This window comes from Agrobacterium sp. 22094 (assembly GCF_052046015.1).
Lineage (GTDB): Bacteria > Pseudomonadota > Alphaproteobacteria > Rhizobiales > Rhizobiaceae > Agrobacterium > Agrobacterium cavarae.
Genome location: NZ_JBQEPX010000002.1, coordinates 137,655 through 153,339 on the forward strand (window position 1 = coordinate 137,655; position 15,685 = coordinate 153,339).

General features: G+C 56.0%; 11 protein-coding genes. 6 read left to right on the forward strand and 5 right to left on the reverse strand.

The features are described from left to right. Window positions 1-101 precede the first annotated feature (101 nt). The 3 genes from ACTJK5_RS13160 to ACTJK5_RS13170 all read left to right on the forward strand — a co-directional run bounded on the left by ACTJK5_RS13160 (window position 102) and on the right by ACTJK5_RS13170 (window position 6,302). Complete coding sequence (locus ACTJK5_RS13160; protein WP_112519737.1) at window positions 102-3,344, forward strand: glycosyltransferase; 3,243 nt, start codon at window positions 102-104, stop codon at window positions 3,342-3,344. Beyond that, on the forward strand, window positions 3,341-5,650 hold the full coding sequence (locus ACTJK5_RS13165) for a glycosyltransferase (RefSeq protein WP_440612651.1): 2,310 nt from the start codon (window positions 3,341-3,343) through the stop codon (window positions 5,648-5,650). Before ACTJK5_RS13160 ends, ACTJK5_RS13165 begins: the two co-directional genes overlap by 4 nt. A gap of 448 nt (window positions 5,651-6,098) precedes the next feature. After that, on the forward strand, window positions 6,099-6,302 hold the full coding sequence (locus ACTJK5_RS13170) for a cold-shock protein (protein ID WP_062424416.1): 204 nt from the start codon (window positions 6,099-6,101) through the stop codon (window positions 6,300-6,302). A 162-nt stretch (window positions 6,303-6,464) separates the two neighbouring features. On the opposite strand, the gene ACTJK5_RS13175 is transcribed toward ACTJK5_RS13170, so the two are convergent. Both ACTJK5_RS13175 and ACTJK5_RS13180 read right to left on the reverse strand, forming a co-directional pair. After that, window positions 6,465-7,439, reverse strand: coding sequence for a YihY/virulence factor BrkB family protein (locus tag ACTJK5_RS13175; protein WP_440599030.1), 975 nt, complete (start codon window positions 7,437-7,439; stop codon window positions 6,465-6,467). 48 nt (window positions 7,440-7,487) lie between these two features. Then, window positions 7,488-7,634: a hypothetical protein gene (locus tag ACTJK5_RS13180; RefSeq protein ID WP_153310440.1), complete on the reverse strand. Its 147-nt coding sequence runs from the start codon at window positions 7,632-7,634 to the stop codon at window positions 7,488-7,490. Between the two features lie 23 nt (window positions 7,635-7,657). On the opposite strand from ACTJK5_RS13180, the gene ACTJK5_RS13185 reads away from it, so the two are divergent. Further along, window positions 7,658-7,888: a hypothetical protein gene (locus ACTJK5_RS13185; RefSeq protein ID WP_062424414.1), complete on the forward strand. Its 231-nt coding sequence runs from the start codon at window positions 7,658-7,660 to the stop codon at window positions 7,886-7,888. Window positions 7,889-8,077: 189 nt separating this feature from the next. Here the strand turns inward: ACTJK5_RS13185 and ACTJK5_RS13190 are convergent, their stop codons facing one another. Then, window positions 8,078-9,289 (reverse strand): CHASE3 domain-containing protein, encoded by a 1,212-nt coding sequence (locus tag ACTJK5_RS13190; RefSeq protein ID WP_082546347.1) that lies wholly within the window; start codon window positions 9,287-9,289, stop codon window positions 8,078-8,080. A 294-nt stretch (window positions 9,290-9,583) separates the two neighbouring features. Here ACTJK5_RS13190 and ACTJK5_RS13195 point away from each other — a divergent pair, with 294 nt between their 5' ends. Beyond that, window positions 9,584-11,053: a diguanylate cyclase domain-containing protein gene (locus tag ACTJK5_RS13195; RefSeq protein WP_440612804.1), complete on the forward strand. Its 1,470-nt coding sequence runs from the start codon at window positions 9,584-9,586 to the stop codon at window positions 11,051-11,053. Window positions 11,054-11,413: 360 nt separating this feature from the next. After that, the gene (locus tag ACTJK5_RS13200) at window positions 11,414-13,480 is read left to right on the forward strand and encodes an ATP-dependent helicase (protein ID WP_440612652.1); all 2,067 of its coding nucleotides are present in this window, start codon (window positions 11,414-11,416) and stop codon (window positions 13,478-13,480) included. Window positions 13,481-13,587: 107 nt separating this feature from the next. On the opposite strand, the gene ACTJK5_RS13205 is transcribed toward ACTJK5_RS13200, so the two are convergent. Together ACTJK5_RS13205 and ACTJK5_RS13210 are read right to left on the reverse strand one after the other, a co-directional pair. Further along, window positions 13,588-14,298 carry a GntR family transcriptional regulator gene (locus ACTJK5_RS13205; protein WP_207773901.1) on the reverse strand — a complete coding sequence of 237 codons (711 nt, stop codon included), beginning with the start codon at window positions 14,296-14,298 and terminating at the stop codon, window positions 13,588-13,590. A gap of 129 nt (window positions 14,299-14,427) precedes the next feature. Next, window positions 14,428-15,666, reverse strand: a complete 1,239-nt coding sequence (locus tag ACTJK5_RS13210; protein ID WP_440612653.1) for a Zn-dependent hydrolase — start codon at window positions 15,664-15,666, stop codon at window positions 14,428-14,430. Window positions 15,667-15,685: the final 19 nt, after the last annotated feature.

Sequence of the window (15,685 nt, forward strand, 5' to 3'; positions counted from 1 at the left end):
AGCACCGGTTTTGCCCATATGCAGGCTGCTAAAGGCACCTCGCGGAAGACAGCTGCCAGCAAACCAATTATCCTCGGCGAAGTCGTAGGCGTGCCCGGTCTATGAGCGAAAAACCTCGCAGGATCGTCCTTGCAACCGATAGTCTGGATCCATCCGGCATGGGCGAGCACATGCTGACACTGGCCCGTGCTCTTGACGAGGAGTGGAGCGTAACCGTTGCGGCCTATGCCGACACCGAGGGCGATCTCCTGTCGCGAGCCGCACGCTCGGGGCTCGCCATCAAGGCCATCGATGATATCGAGACATTCGGGTATTGGCTGCATGCCACCGGCACATCGCTCCTGCACGTCCATGCGGGTATCGGCTGGGAGGGTCATCACATTGCAACGGCGGGTCTTGATGCCAACATAGCTGTCATAAGAACCGAACACCTGCCCTATCTTTTGACGGACACGGACCAACAGCAGAACTACGCCCGCCAGTGCGCATCGCTTTCCCACCGCATCGCCGTATCACAAGCCGCCCTCGACAGTTTCGAGGATAATGGTGTCGATCCAGAACATATCAGCCTTGTCCGCAACGGTATCTTCGCACTGAGACCGGAGGGGGAGAGACACGCGCCTCCAGTCGACGGACTTGACGGTAAAACAGTTCTCCTGTCCGTTGCGCGCTTTTCCAGGCAGAAAGACCATGCAAGCCTTATCGCGGCAATGCCAGCCGTTCTAGCTGCTCACCCCGACACTGTCCTCCTTCTTGTCGGCAGGGGCGAAGAACTGGAAACGATCAAGGCTCTGGTAGAGGCAGCGTCCCTCCAACAGCAGATCCTGTTCCTGGGCCACAGAACCGATATCGCCTATCTCATGGCGCTGGCCGATCTCTTCGTTCTTCCTTCCAAATTTGAAGGATTGCCGCTGGCCGTGCTGGAAGCCATGTCCATCGGGCTCCCGGTCGTCGCGACCAATATCGGTGGAAATATCGAAGCGCTCGGCTCCTGCCATCCCTTTCTCGCCGACCCCGGCAATCCTGCCTCGCTGGCGGAGGTCCTTATCAGCGCGCTTGAAGATCCCGCAGCGGCAAGGGTCGCCGGGCAATCCGGCGCGCAACGTTTTCAGACACTCTTTTCCGCCCAGCGCATGGCGGCCGAGACCGCCTCCGTTTACCAGCGCGTTCTTTCGCACGCCGCACCCCTCACACAAGGACACGCTTCCATGGAAAAAACGCGTATCGGCTTCATCGGCGCGGGCGGCATTGCCAACCGCCATCTGGATATTCTCAGCCGTTTTGAGGATGTCGCGCTCGTCGCTTTTGCTGATCCGGATTTCGCCCGCGCCGAACAGGCCGCCAGCCGCTTCGGCGCGAGGGCCTTTGAGAGCCACCGCGACATGCTGGACGCACAGCCGCTGGACGCCGTGTATATCTGCGTGCCACCATTTGCCCACGGTGAGGCCGAGCGGGATCTGATCTCCAAAGGCATCCCGTTCTTCGTTGAAAAGCCGATCACCCTGGATCTGGCATTGGCGGAAGAACTGAGCGCCGCCGTCACGGCTGCCGATCTGATTACCGGCGTCGGCTATCACTGGCGCTACCTCGATACAGTCGAGGAAGCTCGCAACCTGCTCCAGGATAATCCCGCCCAGCTTCTTTCGGGCTACTGGCTGGACCAAACCCCGCCGCCGCAATGGTGGTGGAAGTCGGAGATGTCCGGTGGGCAGATTGTGGAGCAGACCACCCACATCATCGATCTGGCTCGCTATCTTGTCGGGGAAGTCACCGATGTCTATGGCCGTGTCGGTTTCAAGGATCGGAGTAATTTTCCCGGTTTCGACGTGCCCGGCGTCACCACCGCAAGTCTCACCTTTCAGTCCGGGGTCATCGCCAACATCTCATCCACATGCCTGCTTGGCTGGAGTCACCGCATCGGTCTCAACATTTTTGCGGATCGTTTGGCCATTGAGCTGACCGACCATGATATCATGGTCGACGTTGGTGCGGGGCGACCGACCCGCCGTGCGGATGGCGATCCCGTCTGGCGTGAAGACCGCGATTTCATCGACGCGGTGCGTGGAGGTGAAAACCATATACGCTGCACCTATCAGGATGCGCTTGCCACCCATCGCATCGCCCTCGCCGTTGTGCAATCGGCTCGCAGCGGCGAGCCCGTGGCGGTCGACCAACCCACCGTCACTCGCAACCCTGCTTCACCGCTCCATCATGAGCCGCGAAATGACCCGCCACCTGGGCTGGCGCCTGGTCACCGCATCATCCGTTCGCTCGGCATCGAGGCACCGGGAAAGGCTTTTTTCTTTGATTACGAGGAGGGTCCTCCCGGCGACGGTCAGGTGCGGATGGACACGCTCTACACCGGTTTTTCGGCAGGTACCGAGCTCACCTTCATGAAAAACACAAATCCTTACTTTCACTCCCGGTTTGATCCGGGACGCGGCGTATTCCTGCAAAACGAACCGGACCTGAATTATCCGGTCCCCTTCCTCGGCTATATGGAAGTGGCACGTGTTGCAGAATCCCGCGCCTCCGGTTTTGGTGAAGGCGATATTCTCGCGACCACCTATGCGCATAAATCCGGTCACACGGCGGACCCGTTTCACGATGTGCTGGTGCCGATGCCTGAGGACATCGACCCCATGCTCGGCGTCTTCGTTGCGCAGATGGGCCCAATCGCCGCCAACGGCATTCTCCACGCGGATGCGGATGCGCTGGGACAGACGATATCCAACTTCGGTTCAGGAACTGCGGGTCGCCAAGTTGTCATTATCGGTGCAGGCACGGTCGGCCTGATGACGGCGCTATTTGCACAAAGGGCAGGTGCACTCGATGTCATCATCGCCGATCCCTCGGAATTTCGCCGCAACAAGGCGCAATCAATGGGATTGACGGCCATGACAGAGGATGCTGCCTGGCAGCACACCAAGGCGCGTTGGCACAATGGCGGAGGGGATCGCGGCGCAGACTTCGTGTTCCAGACCCGGGCGCACCCCCAAAGTCTGCACGTCGCGCTTAAAGCGCTTCGTCCGCAAGGCACGGTTATCGATCTCGCCTTCTATCAGGGCGGGGCTGACGCGCTGCGGCTTGGTGAGGAATTCCACCACAATGGCCTCAACATTCGCTGTGCCCAGATCAATCGCGTCCCGCGCGGACTGGATGGCCTGTGGACAAGGCGGCGCCTGTCGCACGAAACCATCGGGCTCCTCCAATCACACGGCAAGATCATTCGCGAGCACATGATCACGCATGTTGTCCCCTTTGCAGACGGTCCGCAATTTCTGGCAGACCTCGTCACGAACCGCCCGGATTTTCTGCAAATCATCTTCGCGGTAAACGAATGACGCTTCACGAACAACCCATTCGCATTCTCTTCGTCTTCGCATGGCTGGTCGTGGGCGGCGAGGAGACGGAAGTCAGGCTTCTCGCCCGGCATCTGGATCGCAGCCGCTTTCGTCTGGATGTAGTCGCCTGTTTCCACAAGCCGAACATGCCGCACCAGACGCACGAGCAACTGCGAGAACTTGGAGTAGAGGTGGATACCACCCCCTACCACCTTTCATTTGAAGACACTGTTGCCTATCTCGCCAACAAGATACCAGGTTATGACATCGTCATATCCTGCCAGAACGTCGCCGATATTTATCCTGCGCTGGAACGGATGCACTGGCGCCCGCCGCTTATCGAACATGGCGGGCTGGTCTCTGAGGCGCTTGCCGGACCGAAGCATTTCACCAGTCGCTATGTCGGCGTATGCCGCTCTATCCGAGACGCAGCCGCATCTGTCATGCCGGGGCGAGGAGGTGATGCCATCGAAATTCCGTCGATGGTAGAACTGTCGGATTTCGAAGTCCCTCAAAGGGCCGCCATAAGAACATCGCTTGGCGTGAATCCGGACGAGACCCTTATCGGCTGGGTCGGCAGGCTGGATCCCAAGAAAAACGTCGAGGATTTCATCGAAGCCGCGGCACTGGTTCATGCCCGCGATCCGAGAACCCGCTTCGTGATCATCGGCGGACCGGACGCCTTCCTTCCAGACTATGCTGTACACCTGCAGTCACTTGCAACGAGCCGAAATTTGGACCGCGTGTTGCGCTTTCTGGGTGATCGAAAGGATATCCTGACCCTGCTGTCGGCGATGGATATTTTTGTTTGGTTGTCAAAGGGCGAAGGCATGCCACATGTCATCGCGGAAGCCGGCGCTGCCGCCCTCCCCGTCATTGCCACACCCGATAACGGCGCGATACAGCAGATAGAAGACGGTGTGAGCGGTATTTTCGTGCCGTATAATGAGCCCTCCGTCGTTGCCGAAGCCATGGAACGGCTGATCGCAAACCCCGCTTTGCGTGAGTCCCTGGGACAAGTGCTCCGACGGAAGGTGGAAGCCACATACAGCGTTACAGCTGTCCTTCCTCAATGGGAAAAGCTGTTTGCTGAGGTGCTGAGTGGGCGAAAGCCTTCCGGACCGACGGGTCTGTTCAAGAGTTTTTTGCAAGGCGGCTTCGAATGCTCGACGCACCGGCTCCGCTCTACCGGCTCAGCTGAAGGTCGACGTCTCGACATGATTGCTGCGGTCGGTCACGACGTGCATGCGGCTCGAGATTACAACCAGCTTGCAGACTTCAACATTCGAACCGTTCGCGATGGCTTTCGTTGGCATCTTATCGAAAGAGAAGGCGGCTATGACTGGTCAAGCATTCGTCCGATGCTAAGGGCGGCCCAATCAACCGGAACGCAGGTGATCTGGGACTTGCTGCACTATGGATGGCCAGACGATCTCGACATTTGGTCGCCGCAGTTTGTGGATCGATTCGCCCTGTTTGCCGGCGCATGTGCTCGCTTGGTGCGTGAGGAGAGCGATGATGTCCCGTTCTATTGCCCCGTCAACGAAATCTCTTTCTTCTCCTGGGGCGGCGGGGATGCCGGCTATCTCAACCCCTTTGCGAATGGCCGCGGATATGAGCTCAAGGTACAGCTTGCCCGAGCGGCGATTGCTGCGATGGAAACTATCCTCATGATCGAGCCGCGAGCGCGTTTCGTTCACTGTGATCCGGTTATCAACGTCATTACCGATCCCGCCCGACCTTGGGAAGCGGGTGCCAGCGAGGGCCACAGGCAAGCACAGTTTCAAGGTTGGGACCTGATTGCCGGAAGAATCTGGCCCCAAATCGGCGGCCGGCCGGAGCTTCTCGATATCATCGGCGTCAATTACTATTTCAACAATCAGTGGATCCATGGCGGTCCTCCGATCGATATCGGCCATCCACTTTACAAGCCGCTGAGCAAGATACTGGCTGAAACCTATGCCCGCTATGGCCGACCTATTCTGATTGCCGAGACGGGTATCGAAGACGAGCGGCGAGCGGAATGGTTCGAATATGTAGCTTCTCAGGGAGCGAAAGCGATGCAGGCAGGTGTGCCTCTCGAGGGGATCTGCCTTTATCCTATCATCAATCATCCCGGTTGGGACGATAACCGGCCCTGCTTCAGCGGACTTCTTTCCAGCGATATCACCGCAGAGAATACCCGCTCGGTCTACCAGCCCCTCGCCGATGTATTGAGATCGAACCAGATGCCAGACGGAGGTCGTCTTCACTCACACAGCCCTCTCCCATCTTTAGTCTACAATGGAAACGAACAGCGCCCCTAAAGCATGTCGCGCAAAAGTGTGCAGCGGTTTTTCGATAACGACATGCGACAAAAAAAGGGCCTAAAGCGAAGGAGCGAATCTGAAAGATCGCGACACGCTTTAGGTCACGCTCTCTCCGAGTTTTCTCCTGAGTGAGAGGACGATGACCGTCGCCGGTTTCACGAACGCCTGGATACTGGCCGCCAATCCGATCTTGTGGCGTTGATAACGCAATCGTGCCCAACCGAGCCGCTGGTCACGGTCATGCCAGTTTCCCTCTTCCAGTCGAGACGCCAGATGAGCGTCGCCATGCTCTGGGCTCCAGGATGGAGAGCGACCCTGCACATGCGCGGCTGGGCGAAAGAGGCATCTCCATTTGCGGCCCAGCGTCGGTAGCGTACGGAAAAACTTGAAGTTGAACGCAACAGTCGATATTGCGGCAGTTTCCAATCGATAAAACGAGGACAACATGGCAACTGGTACTGTTAAATTTTTCGCACAGGATAAGGGCTTCGGCTTCATTACTCCAGACAACGGCGGTCCGGACGTCTTTGTTCACATCTCCGCGGTGGGCTTCGGTGGCGCTTTGACCGACGGACAGAAGGTTAGCTATGATGTCGGCCAGGACCGTAAGACGGGCAAGGCAAAGGCAGAGAACGTAACTGTTCTGTAATTACGCTATGGCCCCGTCTGTATTGCCGGGGCCACGCACAACCTGACAACACCGCAGCAGACTCGTTGTGATCGCAAAAATGGTAGCCTCAACGAGAGCACATGTTTGGGCGTAAAATGCCGCCTCCACCCAGTCGCTGCATGCTGCCCGCGCCTCGCCGGATCACAAACTCCCGTCCCTGGCCGCTTCACCAACAGTGTCAGCAACATAAGCCCCACGCTCCCCCATTGGTTTCGGTGAGCCGGTTGTCGAATCCTTGCGCGTTTGATGCTCGAGTTCGGCGTTGATCTCTGCTCCGACGATCAGGATAACGACCGAAATCCACACCCACACCATCAACCCAATGAGGGCGCCGAGAGTGCCGTAGGTCGCATTATAGTTCGCGAAATTCTCAAGGTAGAACGAAAACAAGACGGAGGCGACCAGCCAGAGCACCGTGCTGAAGACGACGCCCCAGCTTAACCATTTGATCTTTGCTTCTTCGCGGCTCGGACCGTACCGGTAGATCATTGAAATTCCGCAGCCGAAGACAACGATGATGAATGGCCAACGCGCTAGACGGGCAAGAAACTCCTGCCAATCATCAAGCCACAGATACTTCAGAACTGCGGGCAGCACGCCAATAGCTGCAATCAGAATGATTGCGACGACAAGCGCGCAAAAAGTGAACCCCAGGGATAGAAGGTTCAAACGAACCAGACTGCGCTTTTCATCTTCTTGATACGCGACATTCATCGCGTCGAACAATGCCTTCATACCGCTGTTGGCGCTCCAGATCGCTACGAGCAAGCCGCCAAAGAACGCCAGACTTCTTGTCGATGTCGCCTGCTGCGTGAGAGATGTCAGCTGGTTCATTATCAAATCGAACGATCCAGGTGGGAAGACACCTGCAAGGAAACCGATGTGGGCCATAATCGCCGTGGGATCTGCGACAAATCCGTAGAGTGCCACCAAGGCACCGAGTGCCGGAAACAGCGACAGCAACATGAAATAGGTGACGCCAGCAGCAATCAACGTCACGCGATCAGCCATGATCGCCTTGACGACGCGCCAGAACACATCCCTTAAACCCTTTGCCGGAATGTCCTGTGGTGCCTCGGCGTCACGGCCGCGATCGCCCCCAGTGTCGTCGCTCATTGATCTCTCCAGCATGCTCGTTCTGAAACCGCATCATAAACGAAATAGCTAACGTTTATCGCCTGTTAAGTTGCTTTTTCCCCATGCCATTCCGAACAGAATTTGTCTCTTCTTCAAGAAAATCGGCACCGGCAATTGCATCACGGTTTGTTTCAGGGCATCATAATCCGGCAGTACCAGCTGCATATTCTTCATTTGCAAATCCCGAGGAGGTACAAATGGAAGGTGCACCCGTACGTTTTAGAGCAATAGAGGACTGTGAGGCTTCAGGAATTTCCATCCCGGCCGGTCCATACATCGGTCGAGAAAAAATCCAGGCGACGGATAACGATCCGGCTGGACGGGAATTTCTCTACAGCCTCGACATGGCTGACAAAGGTACAAGCCTAGACGTCACGCCGCTGGTTGAACTTGGCAAAATCACCGTTGTTCGGCAAAGCGCGCTCTAACCAAACAATCGAAGATCGCGTTTTCTGCGAAACCCTCCAAGTTGGAGGGTTTACTTTATCCTCATCCGAACAGATCCGCGATCGCGCTGATTTCGTGCTTACAAGGTAACGTTTCTGGCTGAGAACGTTCCTCGCTCCGAAGGCCCTCAGCATACCCCTTGTCCGTGGCACCGAGAGCGTTGAACATACCTAGGCGGCTTCGCGGACCCTAAACGTGCTGATCGGTCGAGAGATATTTTTGACCTGCTGGAAACCAGCGTCTTCAAACTTTAGTTTTCTCTGCTTCCTGATGTGATCCCTGACGGACCGGGAGACACATATGCCTCCGGGCTCAGCGATGCCCTCAAGCCGAGCGGCGATGTTGACGGTGTCACCGAATATGTCTCCGTTATCTATGATGACGTCTCCGACATTCATACCTATTCTAAATAGAAGGCGATCGTCGTTTGGCCTGTCGGCATTGTGCGTCACCATAAATTTCTGGATCTGGAGCGCACAGTCGATCGCTGAGAGCGCGCTTGGAAATGCCGCAACGATGCTATCGCCTGCTGTCGTTATGATCACACCACTATTGTCTTCAATTATCGTGTCGATGACGTCTCTTGCCGCCTTTAAACGCTCGAGAGTGTCGGCCTCATTGTTTTCCATCAGCCTGCTGTAACCAACAAGGTCGGCTGCCATGACCGCCATCAGACGCCGATCCGCATGTAAAAGAAGTTCATCTCTCGTCCTTTCAGCCGCTTTCGCCCGCGTGACCGTGGCGCGCACGACCAGTATCGCCATACCGCCGACCATTATGGCGAACAACAAAAGGAGAAAGTGCATCCGCGTCTTCGCAGCGCTGGCTGCGTCGGAACGTTTCGCAAGCTGCTCCAGTCCATCCTTCTCCATCTGAGCCAAAACAGACCGGATCCCATCCATGAGGATTTTACCCTGCCCGGTTTTGACAAGCGCAATCGCGCCGCTGTCGTCCCCATTGCGGCGATATTCCACGCTTTGTTCGAGCTCGGACTTCTTCTGGGCAACCAGACTCCGCAGGGTCGGGATGCTCCCTGTTTCGACAGATACGTCTTCCGCCCCCGCAGCAAGCTTATCCAGCATCCCATCAAGCGACTCCATCGCGGTGGTATATGGCTTAAGGTAAAGCTGGTCGCCCGTGAGGAGGAACCCTCTCTGTCCGATTTCTGCGTCTTGAATGTGGGACATGAGGCTGGAGACATCTGTGAGATATGCGACGTTTCTCCGAACGGCCTCGTCTGCCTTTTTGTCTTCTGACGATATCCAGAACGACAGGTAAATGGTCATGCACACACCGATCGCAACGACTGAAAGCGCGATTGGCATTGCCTTCTTTGCGAGCTGTTTGGAAATACTGTTTTCTATAGATGAAGTTCGGCGCATGCGTGCGGCTCCGCCAAGATAAAGGACTTCGAAAAGCAATCGGGAGGTTCAATCCGCAGCTTGCGGAGACAAACGAACGATGACGAACATTGTTCAACGTCCCGCCCGTTAACATTCGCTTGGATTGACCTTTTGTGTCGCCCCAGCGGAAATGCCGATCCTTACGGGCTCGCACGCGCCCACCCATCTTTTGATCGAGGACTTTCAATACTATTAAAGCACCGGTTACATATTATTCGTAAAGTCTCGGCAGCGCGGTCCACTGCAGTGCTTGAACTTACCCCAGGAAATCCGATGATCGATGCTTTAGAGTCCGATATCTTCAATCTTGCGCCGATCGCCATGTGGATCGAAGATTTTAGCGGAGTGCAGGCGCTTTTCGATGACTGGCGCTCCAGGGGAGTGACCGATATCAAAGCCTTCCTGAGAGAGGATCGCAACCGGATTCATGCCTGTTCGACGCGGATCCGCGTTACCGCTGTCAACGCCAAAACTCTCGACCTTTTCGAAGCGGATAGCCTCGAGCACTTGGTCGCCAATATCACTTCCGTCTTCCGCGATGATATGCTGGACACTCATATCAATGAACTGTCCGCGCTCTTCGATGGCGAAATGTCTTTTTCGAGCACGACCGTCAATTACACAATTTCCGGGCGCAGGCTCGACATCCAGCTGCGAGGAACAGTTCTACCAGGTCATGAAGAGACGCTCGGCAGGGTTCTTTTGACTACCGAGGATATCACCGACCTCGAAAACGCCCGTCGTGCGGAAGCCGAACAAAGGCGTCAGGCGGAGGGCATTTTCCAGCATTCCCCGGTATCGCTATGGATTGAGGATTTCAGTCGCATCCGCACGCTGATTGAAGACATTCGTGACCGCGGCATTACCGACTTCCGCACATTCATGGACGTTCACCCGGAATTTGTGCGCCAATGTATGAGCGAGATCAGGGTTATAGACGTCAATCAGTCAACACTCGATCTGTTTGGCGCCAGAGATCAAAACGATCTTCTGCACCGGCTTGGCGAAATTTTCCGTGACGACATGGAGAAACCCTTCCGAGAACAACTGATGGAGCTTTGGAACGGCAATCTCTTTCATCACCGCGAAGTGGTGAATTACGCGCTAGATGGTTCAATGCGTCACATTTTGCTGCATTTCTCCGTGTTCCCGGGTCACGAAGGCGATTGGTCTCGCGTACAGGTGGCGCTCGCCGACATCACGGCACGCAAGAAGGCAGAAGCCTATCTCGAATATCTCGGAAAGCATGACGTCCTCACCAAACTCTACAATCGCGCCTTCTATGCCGACGAGATGAACCGCCTCGAGCGCAAATCGCTGCGCCCTGTCTCAGCCGTCATCATTGACCTTAATGGCTTGAAGGAGGCTAACGATCAACTTGGGCACGACGCAGGCGACGGACTCTTGCGCCGCTTCGGCGAGATCCTCAATGGCGCGGTGGCGGCGCCGAACCATGCCTGCCGGATAGGCGGGGATGAATTTGCGGTCCTGTTGCCCGGCGCAGATGCAAAATCCGCTGCCACAATGATGGAAACAATCCTTGAACTTCTGCGGATCAACAATCAGTTTTACTCGACTGCTCCTCTGAGCATGTCCTACGGCGTGGCGACCAGTGAAGCAGACGAGACAATCGAGTCTGTCGTCAAACGTGCTGACGCCCTCATGTATGAAAACAAGAAAGCGCATTACGCCTCTATCAATCTCGGTGGCGCGCTGACCCGAGCGGAAGCTCGGAGACGATAATCCGCGGCAGAATCGCACCCTGACTCCAGGCGGTCACGTGTCGAAGACGTTTGGGTACTAGTGATTGGTGCCTACTAGGCCACACCAAGCATCATCGGTTATTTAAGTCGCTAGAGTTGGCGCACTGATCGCGCAATTGACAGCCTGAGCGCCGCCGCCAAAACTTGCGCATGCTTTGAAAATCAAAGGCGCATTCTCTAAAAACGAGCCGCGCCGGATTGTCGTCCGACCATTCTCCTGCTCTTCTGGAAGAAATAATCGCTTGATGGCATGAGAACCTTCCATACAGCTAAAGAGTGGCGTATGTTCAGTCTTTGTTCCCAACCCCTCCTTTGCAATCTGAGCATCAAGTAAGATTTTATGGCCGTCGCCTATCTCGAAAAACTAAATGAGCAACAGCGTGAGGCCGTCGAGCATGGCGTTGGACTGGCTGAGGGCGAGACGGGAGGACCTCTGTTGATCATCGCCGGTGCAGGCTCCGGCAAGACAAACACGCTGGCGCACCGCGTCGCTCATCTCATCGTCAATGGTGCCGACCCTCGGCGCATTCTTCTCATGACCTTCTCACGCAGAGCAGCATCGGAAATGTCCCGCCGCGTCGAGAGAATCTGCCGCAATGTGCTGGGCTCTAACTCTGCGATCTTGACGGACGCACTTGCGTGGTCCGGCACATTCCACGGTATCGGCGCAAGGCTGCTGAGAATGTATGCCGAGCAGATCGGTCTCAACATGGACTTTACGATTCACGATCGGGAAGACAGTGCGGACCTGATCAACCTGGCGCGTCATGAGCTAGGCTTTTCAAAAACTGAAAGCCGATTTCCCACCAAGGGCACCTGTCTTGCGATCTATTCCCGCACGGTAAACTCCCAGACGCCGTTGAGCGAGATACTGCGTCAGCACTATCCCTGGGTGGCGATGTGGGAAGAGCAGCTTAAGGAATTGTTTGCGGCCTATGTAGAGGCAAAGCAGAGCCAGAACGTTCTCGACTACGACGATCTCCTCCTCTACTGGGCGCAAATGGTCGGCGATCCGGATCTAGCCGATGATATCGGCAAGCGGTTCGACCACGTTATGGTTGACGAATATCAAGACACCAACAGATTGCAGGCCTCGGTCTTGATGGCGCTGAAGCCGGGTGGTCGCGGTCTGACTGTGGTTGGCGACGATGCCCAGTCGATCTATTCCTTCCGCGCTGCGACGGTCCGTAACATTCTTGACTTCCCGACGTCGTTCACCCCAGCCGCTGACATCATCACGCTCGACCGCAATTACCGCTCGACGCAACCGATCTTGGCGGCAGCGAACAGTGTCATCGAACTTGCACGCGAGCGTTTCACCAAGAACCTGTGGACGGAGCGGGAGTCGCTCGAGCGCCCGAAACTTGTCACAGTCAAGGACGAGACCGAACAAGCTAACTTCATCATCGATCAGGTGCTTGCCAATCGCGAAACAGGAATGACGCTCAAGCAGCAGGCCGTTCTCTTTCGAACATCAAGCCATAGTGGTGCACTTGAGGTTGAGCTTACCCGACGCAACATCCCCTTCGTCAAATTTGGCGGTCTCAAGTTTCTCGACAGCGCCCATGTAAAGGACATGCTGTCCGTCCTGCGTTTCGCGCAAAACCCGCGTGATCGGGTTGCCGGATTTCGCCTGCTGCAGATGCTCCCAGGCATCGGTCCGAAGAAGGCTGGTGTTATTCTCGATACTATCTCGTCTGATCCTGAACCGATCATGGCACTTGCGGAAATCCCGCCGCCACCAAAGACGGGTGCAGATTGGACATCTTTTGTGACGCTCCTCGCTGGTCTTGGGAAAACGCAGCAAGGGTGGCCCTCGGACATAGCTCAGGCCCGTCTTTGGTACGAACCCCATCTTGAGCGGATGCATGAAGATGCCGATACGCGTAAAGCTGACCTTCTACAGCTTGAGCAAATCGCTGGCGGATACGCGTCCCGCGAACGGTTTTTGACCGAACTAACCCTTGATCCTCCAGATGCTACGAGCGACCAGGCAGGAGTCCCGTTGCTCGATGAGGACTACCTCATCCTCTCGACAATACATTCTGCGAAAGGCCAGGAATGGCGCTCAGTGTTCATGCTGAATGTTGTCGATGGCTGCATACCGTCTGATCTAGGCACGGGGACGACACAGGAACTCGAAGAAGAGCGGCGTCTGCTTTATGTAGGAATGACACGCGCGAAGGACAGCCTGGCGCTGATTACGCCGCAGCGATTTTTTACCCATGGGCAGAACTCGCAGGGCGATCGACACGTCTATGCATCACGTTCCAGGTTTATCCCGGCAACTCTGCTTCAATATTTCGAACCTACGACCTGGCCCAAAGTTTCGGCTGCGGCATCTGAGCGTAGTGCACAGCAAATTCGCATCGATGTCGGCGCGCGGATGCGCGAAATGTGGAAGTAGTATTGCCAGTGCGCGCCCTTTAAGCGACGGCGGACCCGTCAACGTTCGAGAAGTATGGATGCGCGCACATAGCATCTTGCCCGTAGACCGGCGATCGACCAGACGGGTTAGAGGTCCTCAAGTCCATTAAGCAAAGCGATATGGTCTTTTCCACTGATTGCGTCTGCATCTGTTTGAACGACATACTCTATCACGGCCGAAATGCCACTGAGATGGCGTCTGAGCAAAGTCACGGCCTCATCCTCATCACGGGCCTTTATGGCCGTAGAGAGTGCTACGTGCTCTGCGATTACCTCATCAAAGTAACCGATCTTTGGAAAGCCACGGCGGCGCACGCGATCAAGCTGACCGGTGGCATTGTGGATTGTTTGCCAGATGTCCGGAAAGCCTGAAATCCTGCACAAAAGACGATGAAATTCGTTGTCGACGTTGAAGGCCTCATTCACATCGCGCCGCTTGGCCGCGTCATGCTGGCGGAAAATCAAAAGGTCAAGGTCGCGTTCATGAACCGGATCGAAGTTGCGCGCCGCAAGCCTTATGGTGCGCATCTCAAGGCTTGAGCGAACCAGATGGCCTTCGATGACCTTTTTCATGACGATCTTGTTGATGAAGGTGCCGCCGCTGGGAACGATGTTGACCAGACCTTCTTGGGCCAAGCGCAAGACCGCTTCGCGCATCGGGGTGCGCGAGATACCCAACTCTGCACAGGTATCTTTTTCGCTAAGCGTCTCTCCAGGTGCCAGCTTCATGGTAATGATTGCGTCGCGGATGACATTATAGGCCCACAGTGCCTTGGGTAGGCCCGCGCCTTCGGTCACGCTCGTGTCACCTAATCCCAGTTTCGTGTGTAAGTTCACCCAATGCCTCTTTCGCGCAGTTCAATAAGTACAACATAGTATCACATCGCCCGTTTCCCGTACCATGGGATGATGTTTTGCCGCTGAGCGTCAGAGCTCGTTGGCGATCTTAAGGGTCATGTCGAGGAGAACTCTGGCACCCGCTGCAACTTGATATGGTTCACACCACTCTTTCTCACTGTGGGAGATGCCACCTTTGCAGGGGACGAAGATAATGGCTGTGGGGCATATCTGCGTCATCGATAGGGCGTCATGCGACGTCAGCGTCGGCAGCGTCATGGATGGATAGCCACGGTCCGCTGCTGCTTCCAGTACCTGTCCGCAAAGCTCACTCGATAGATCCAGCCGTTGGCGATAATGCGAATTGGCGTTGTGTATCGATAGCCCAGTCTCATCCGCAATCCGTTTCACAGCAGACTCGATGCGGTTGATAATCGCGGCCCGACCCGGCTCCGTCGCATGAACGACGACATATGATAGCTTGGTCAAGTGCGGAATGTTTACTCGGTTGTTCGGCCAATTCCGGATGACTGTGGCGCTCACCATTCCATCGGGCTCGTTCTCCGCGCCTATCGCCTCGATCTCTATAATGAGTTGAGCTGCCGCAACCAGAGCATTCCGACGCTTTGACATCGGTGCGGTCTGCGAATGGCCATTCTCGCCTTTGATATCGATGAATCCGCTGCAACCCCAGGAACTATTGGAAACGGCGGCGATCGTGACACCGGCCGCCTCCATCTCTGGTCCCTGCTCGATATGCAGTTCTAAATATTTATGCACCGGTCGAACACCGACTGGAAGGGATCCCGCATACCCGATGCCAACAAGCTCGTCGCCGAGCAGCGTTCCTTCATCGTTCTTGCGTGACAAGGCTTCATCAAGCCGCGAGAGCCCGGCAAAAACGCTGGACCCCATGATGCCCGGCTGAAACCGCGCTCCTTCCTCGTTGGTAAAGTTGACGATCTCGATTGCCCGTTTTGTCGCAATGCCTCCGGCATTCAACGATCGCACAACAGCAAGTCCAGCGAGCACGCCGAGGACGCCATCGAATTTGCCACCGGGCATCTGGGTGTCGAGATGACTGCCAATCATCAGTGGCGGCAGAGACGGGTCTTCACCTTCCCGCCTTGCAAACATGTTGCCGATCTCGTCTACCGTGACTGTGAGGCCGGCCTCCTGCGCCCAGTAACGAAACAGGTTGCGGCCTTCCCTGTCCGCGTCAGAAAGGGCCGGGCGAAAGCTGCCGCCGCCCTCGGTGCCGCCGATTGCCCCCATCGTCATGATGTCGGCCCACAAGCGTTCGGCGTTAATGTCAGGTGACGCTGTCATGGTCTATCCTTGGATGGTC

Bases quoted from the DNA above. Each gene is read 5' to 3' on its own strand.
- ACTJK5_RS13160 (WP_112519737.1), top strand. From the start codon at position 102: ATGAGCGAAAAACCTCGCAGGATCGTCCTTGCAACCGATAGTCTGGAT.
- ACTJK5_RS13170 (WP_062424416.1), top strand. From the start codon at position 6,099: ATGGCAACTGGTACTGTTAAATTTTTCGCACAGGATAAGGGCTTCGGC.
- ACTJK5_RS13190 (WP_082546347.1), bottom strand. From the start codon at position 9,289: ATGCGCCGAACTTCATCTATAGAAAACAGTATTTCCAAACAGCTCGCA.
- ACTJK5_RS13175 (WP_440599030.1), bottom strand. From the start codon at position 7,439: ATGAGCGACGACACTGGGGGCGATCGCGGCCGTGACGCCGAGGCACCA.
- ACTJK5_RS13180 (WP_153310440.1), bottom strand. From the start codon at position 7,634: ATGAAGAATATGCAGCTGGTACTGCCGGATTATGATGCCCTGAAACAA.
- ACTJK5_RS13210 (WP_440612653.1), bottom strand. From the start codon at position 15,666: ATGACAGCGTCACCTGACATTAACGCCGAACGCTTGTGGGCCGACATC.
- ACTJK5_RS13195 (WP_440612804.1), top strand. From the start codon at position 9,584: ATGATCGATGCTTTAGAGTCCGATATCTTCAATCTTGCGCCGATCGCC.
- ACTJK5_RS13185 (WP_062424414.1), top strand. From the start codon at position 7,658: ATGGAAGGTGCACCCGTACGTTTTAGAGCAATAGAGGACTGTGAGGCT.
- ACTJK5_RS13200 (WP_440612652.1), top strand. From the start codon at position 11,414: ATGGCCGTCGCCTATCTCGAAAAACTAAATGAGCAACAGCGTGAGGCC.
- ACTJK5_RS13165 (WP_440612651.1), top strand. From the start codon at position 3,341: ATGACGCTTCACGAACAACCCATTCGCATTCTCTTCGTCTTCGCATGG.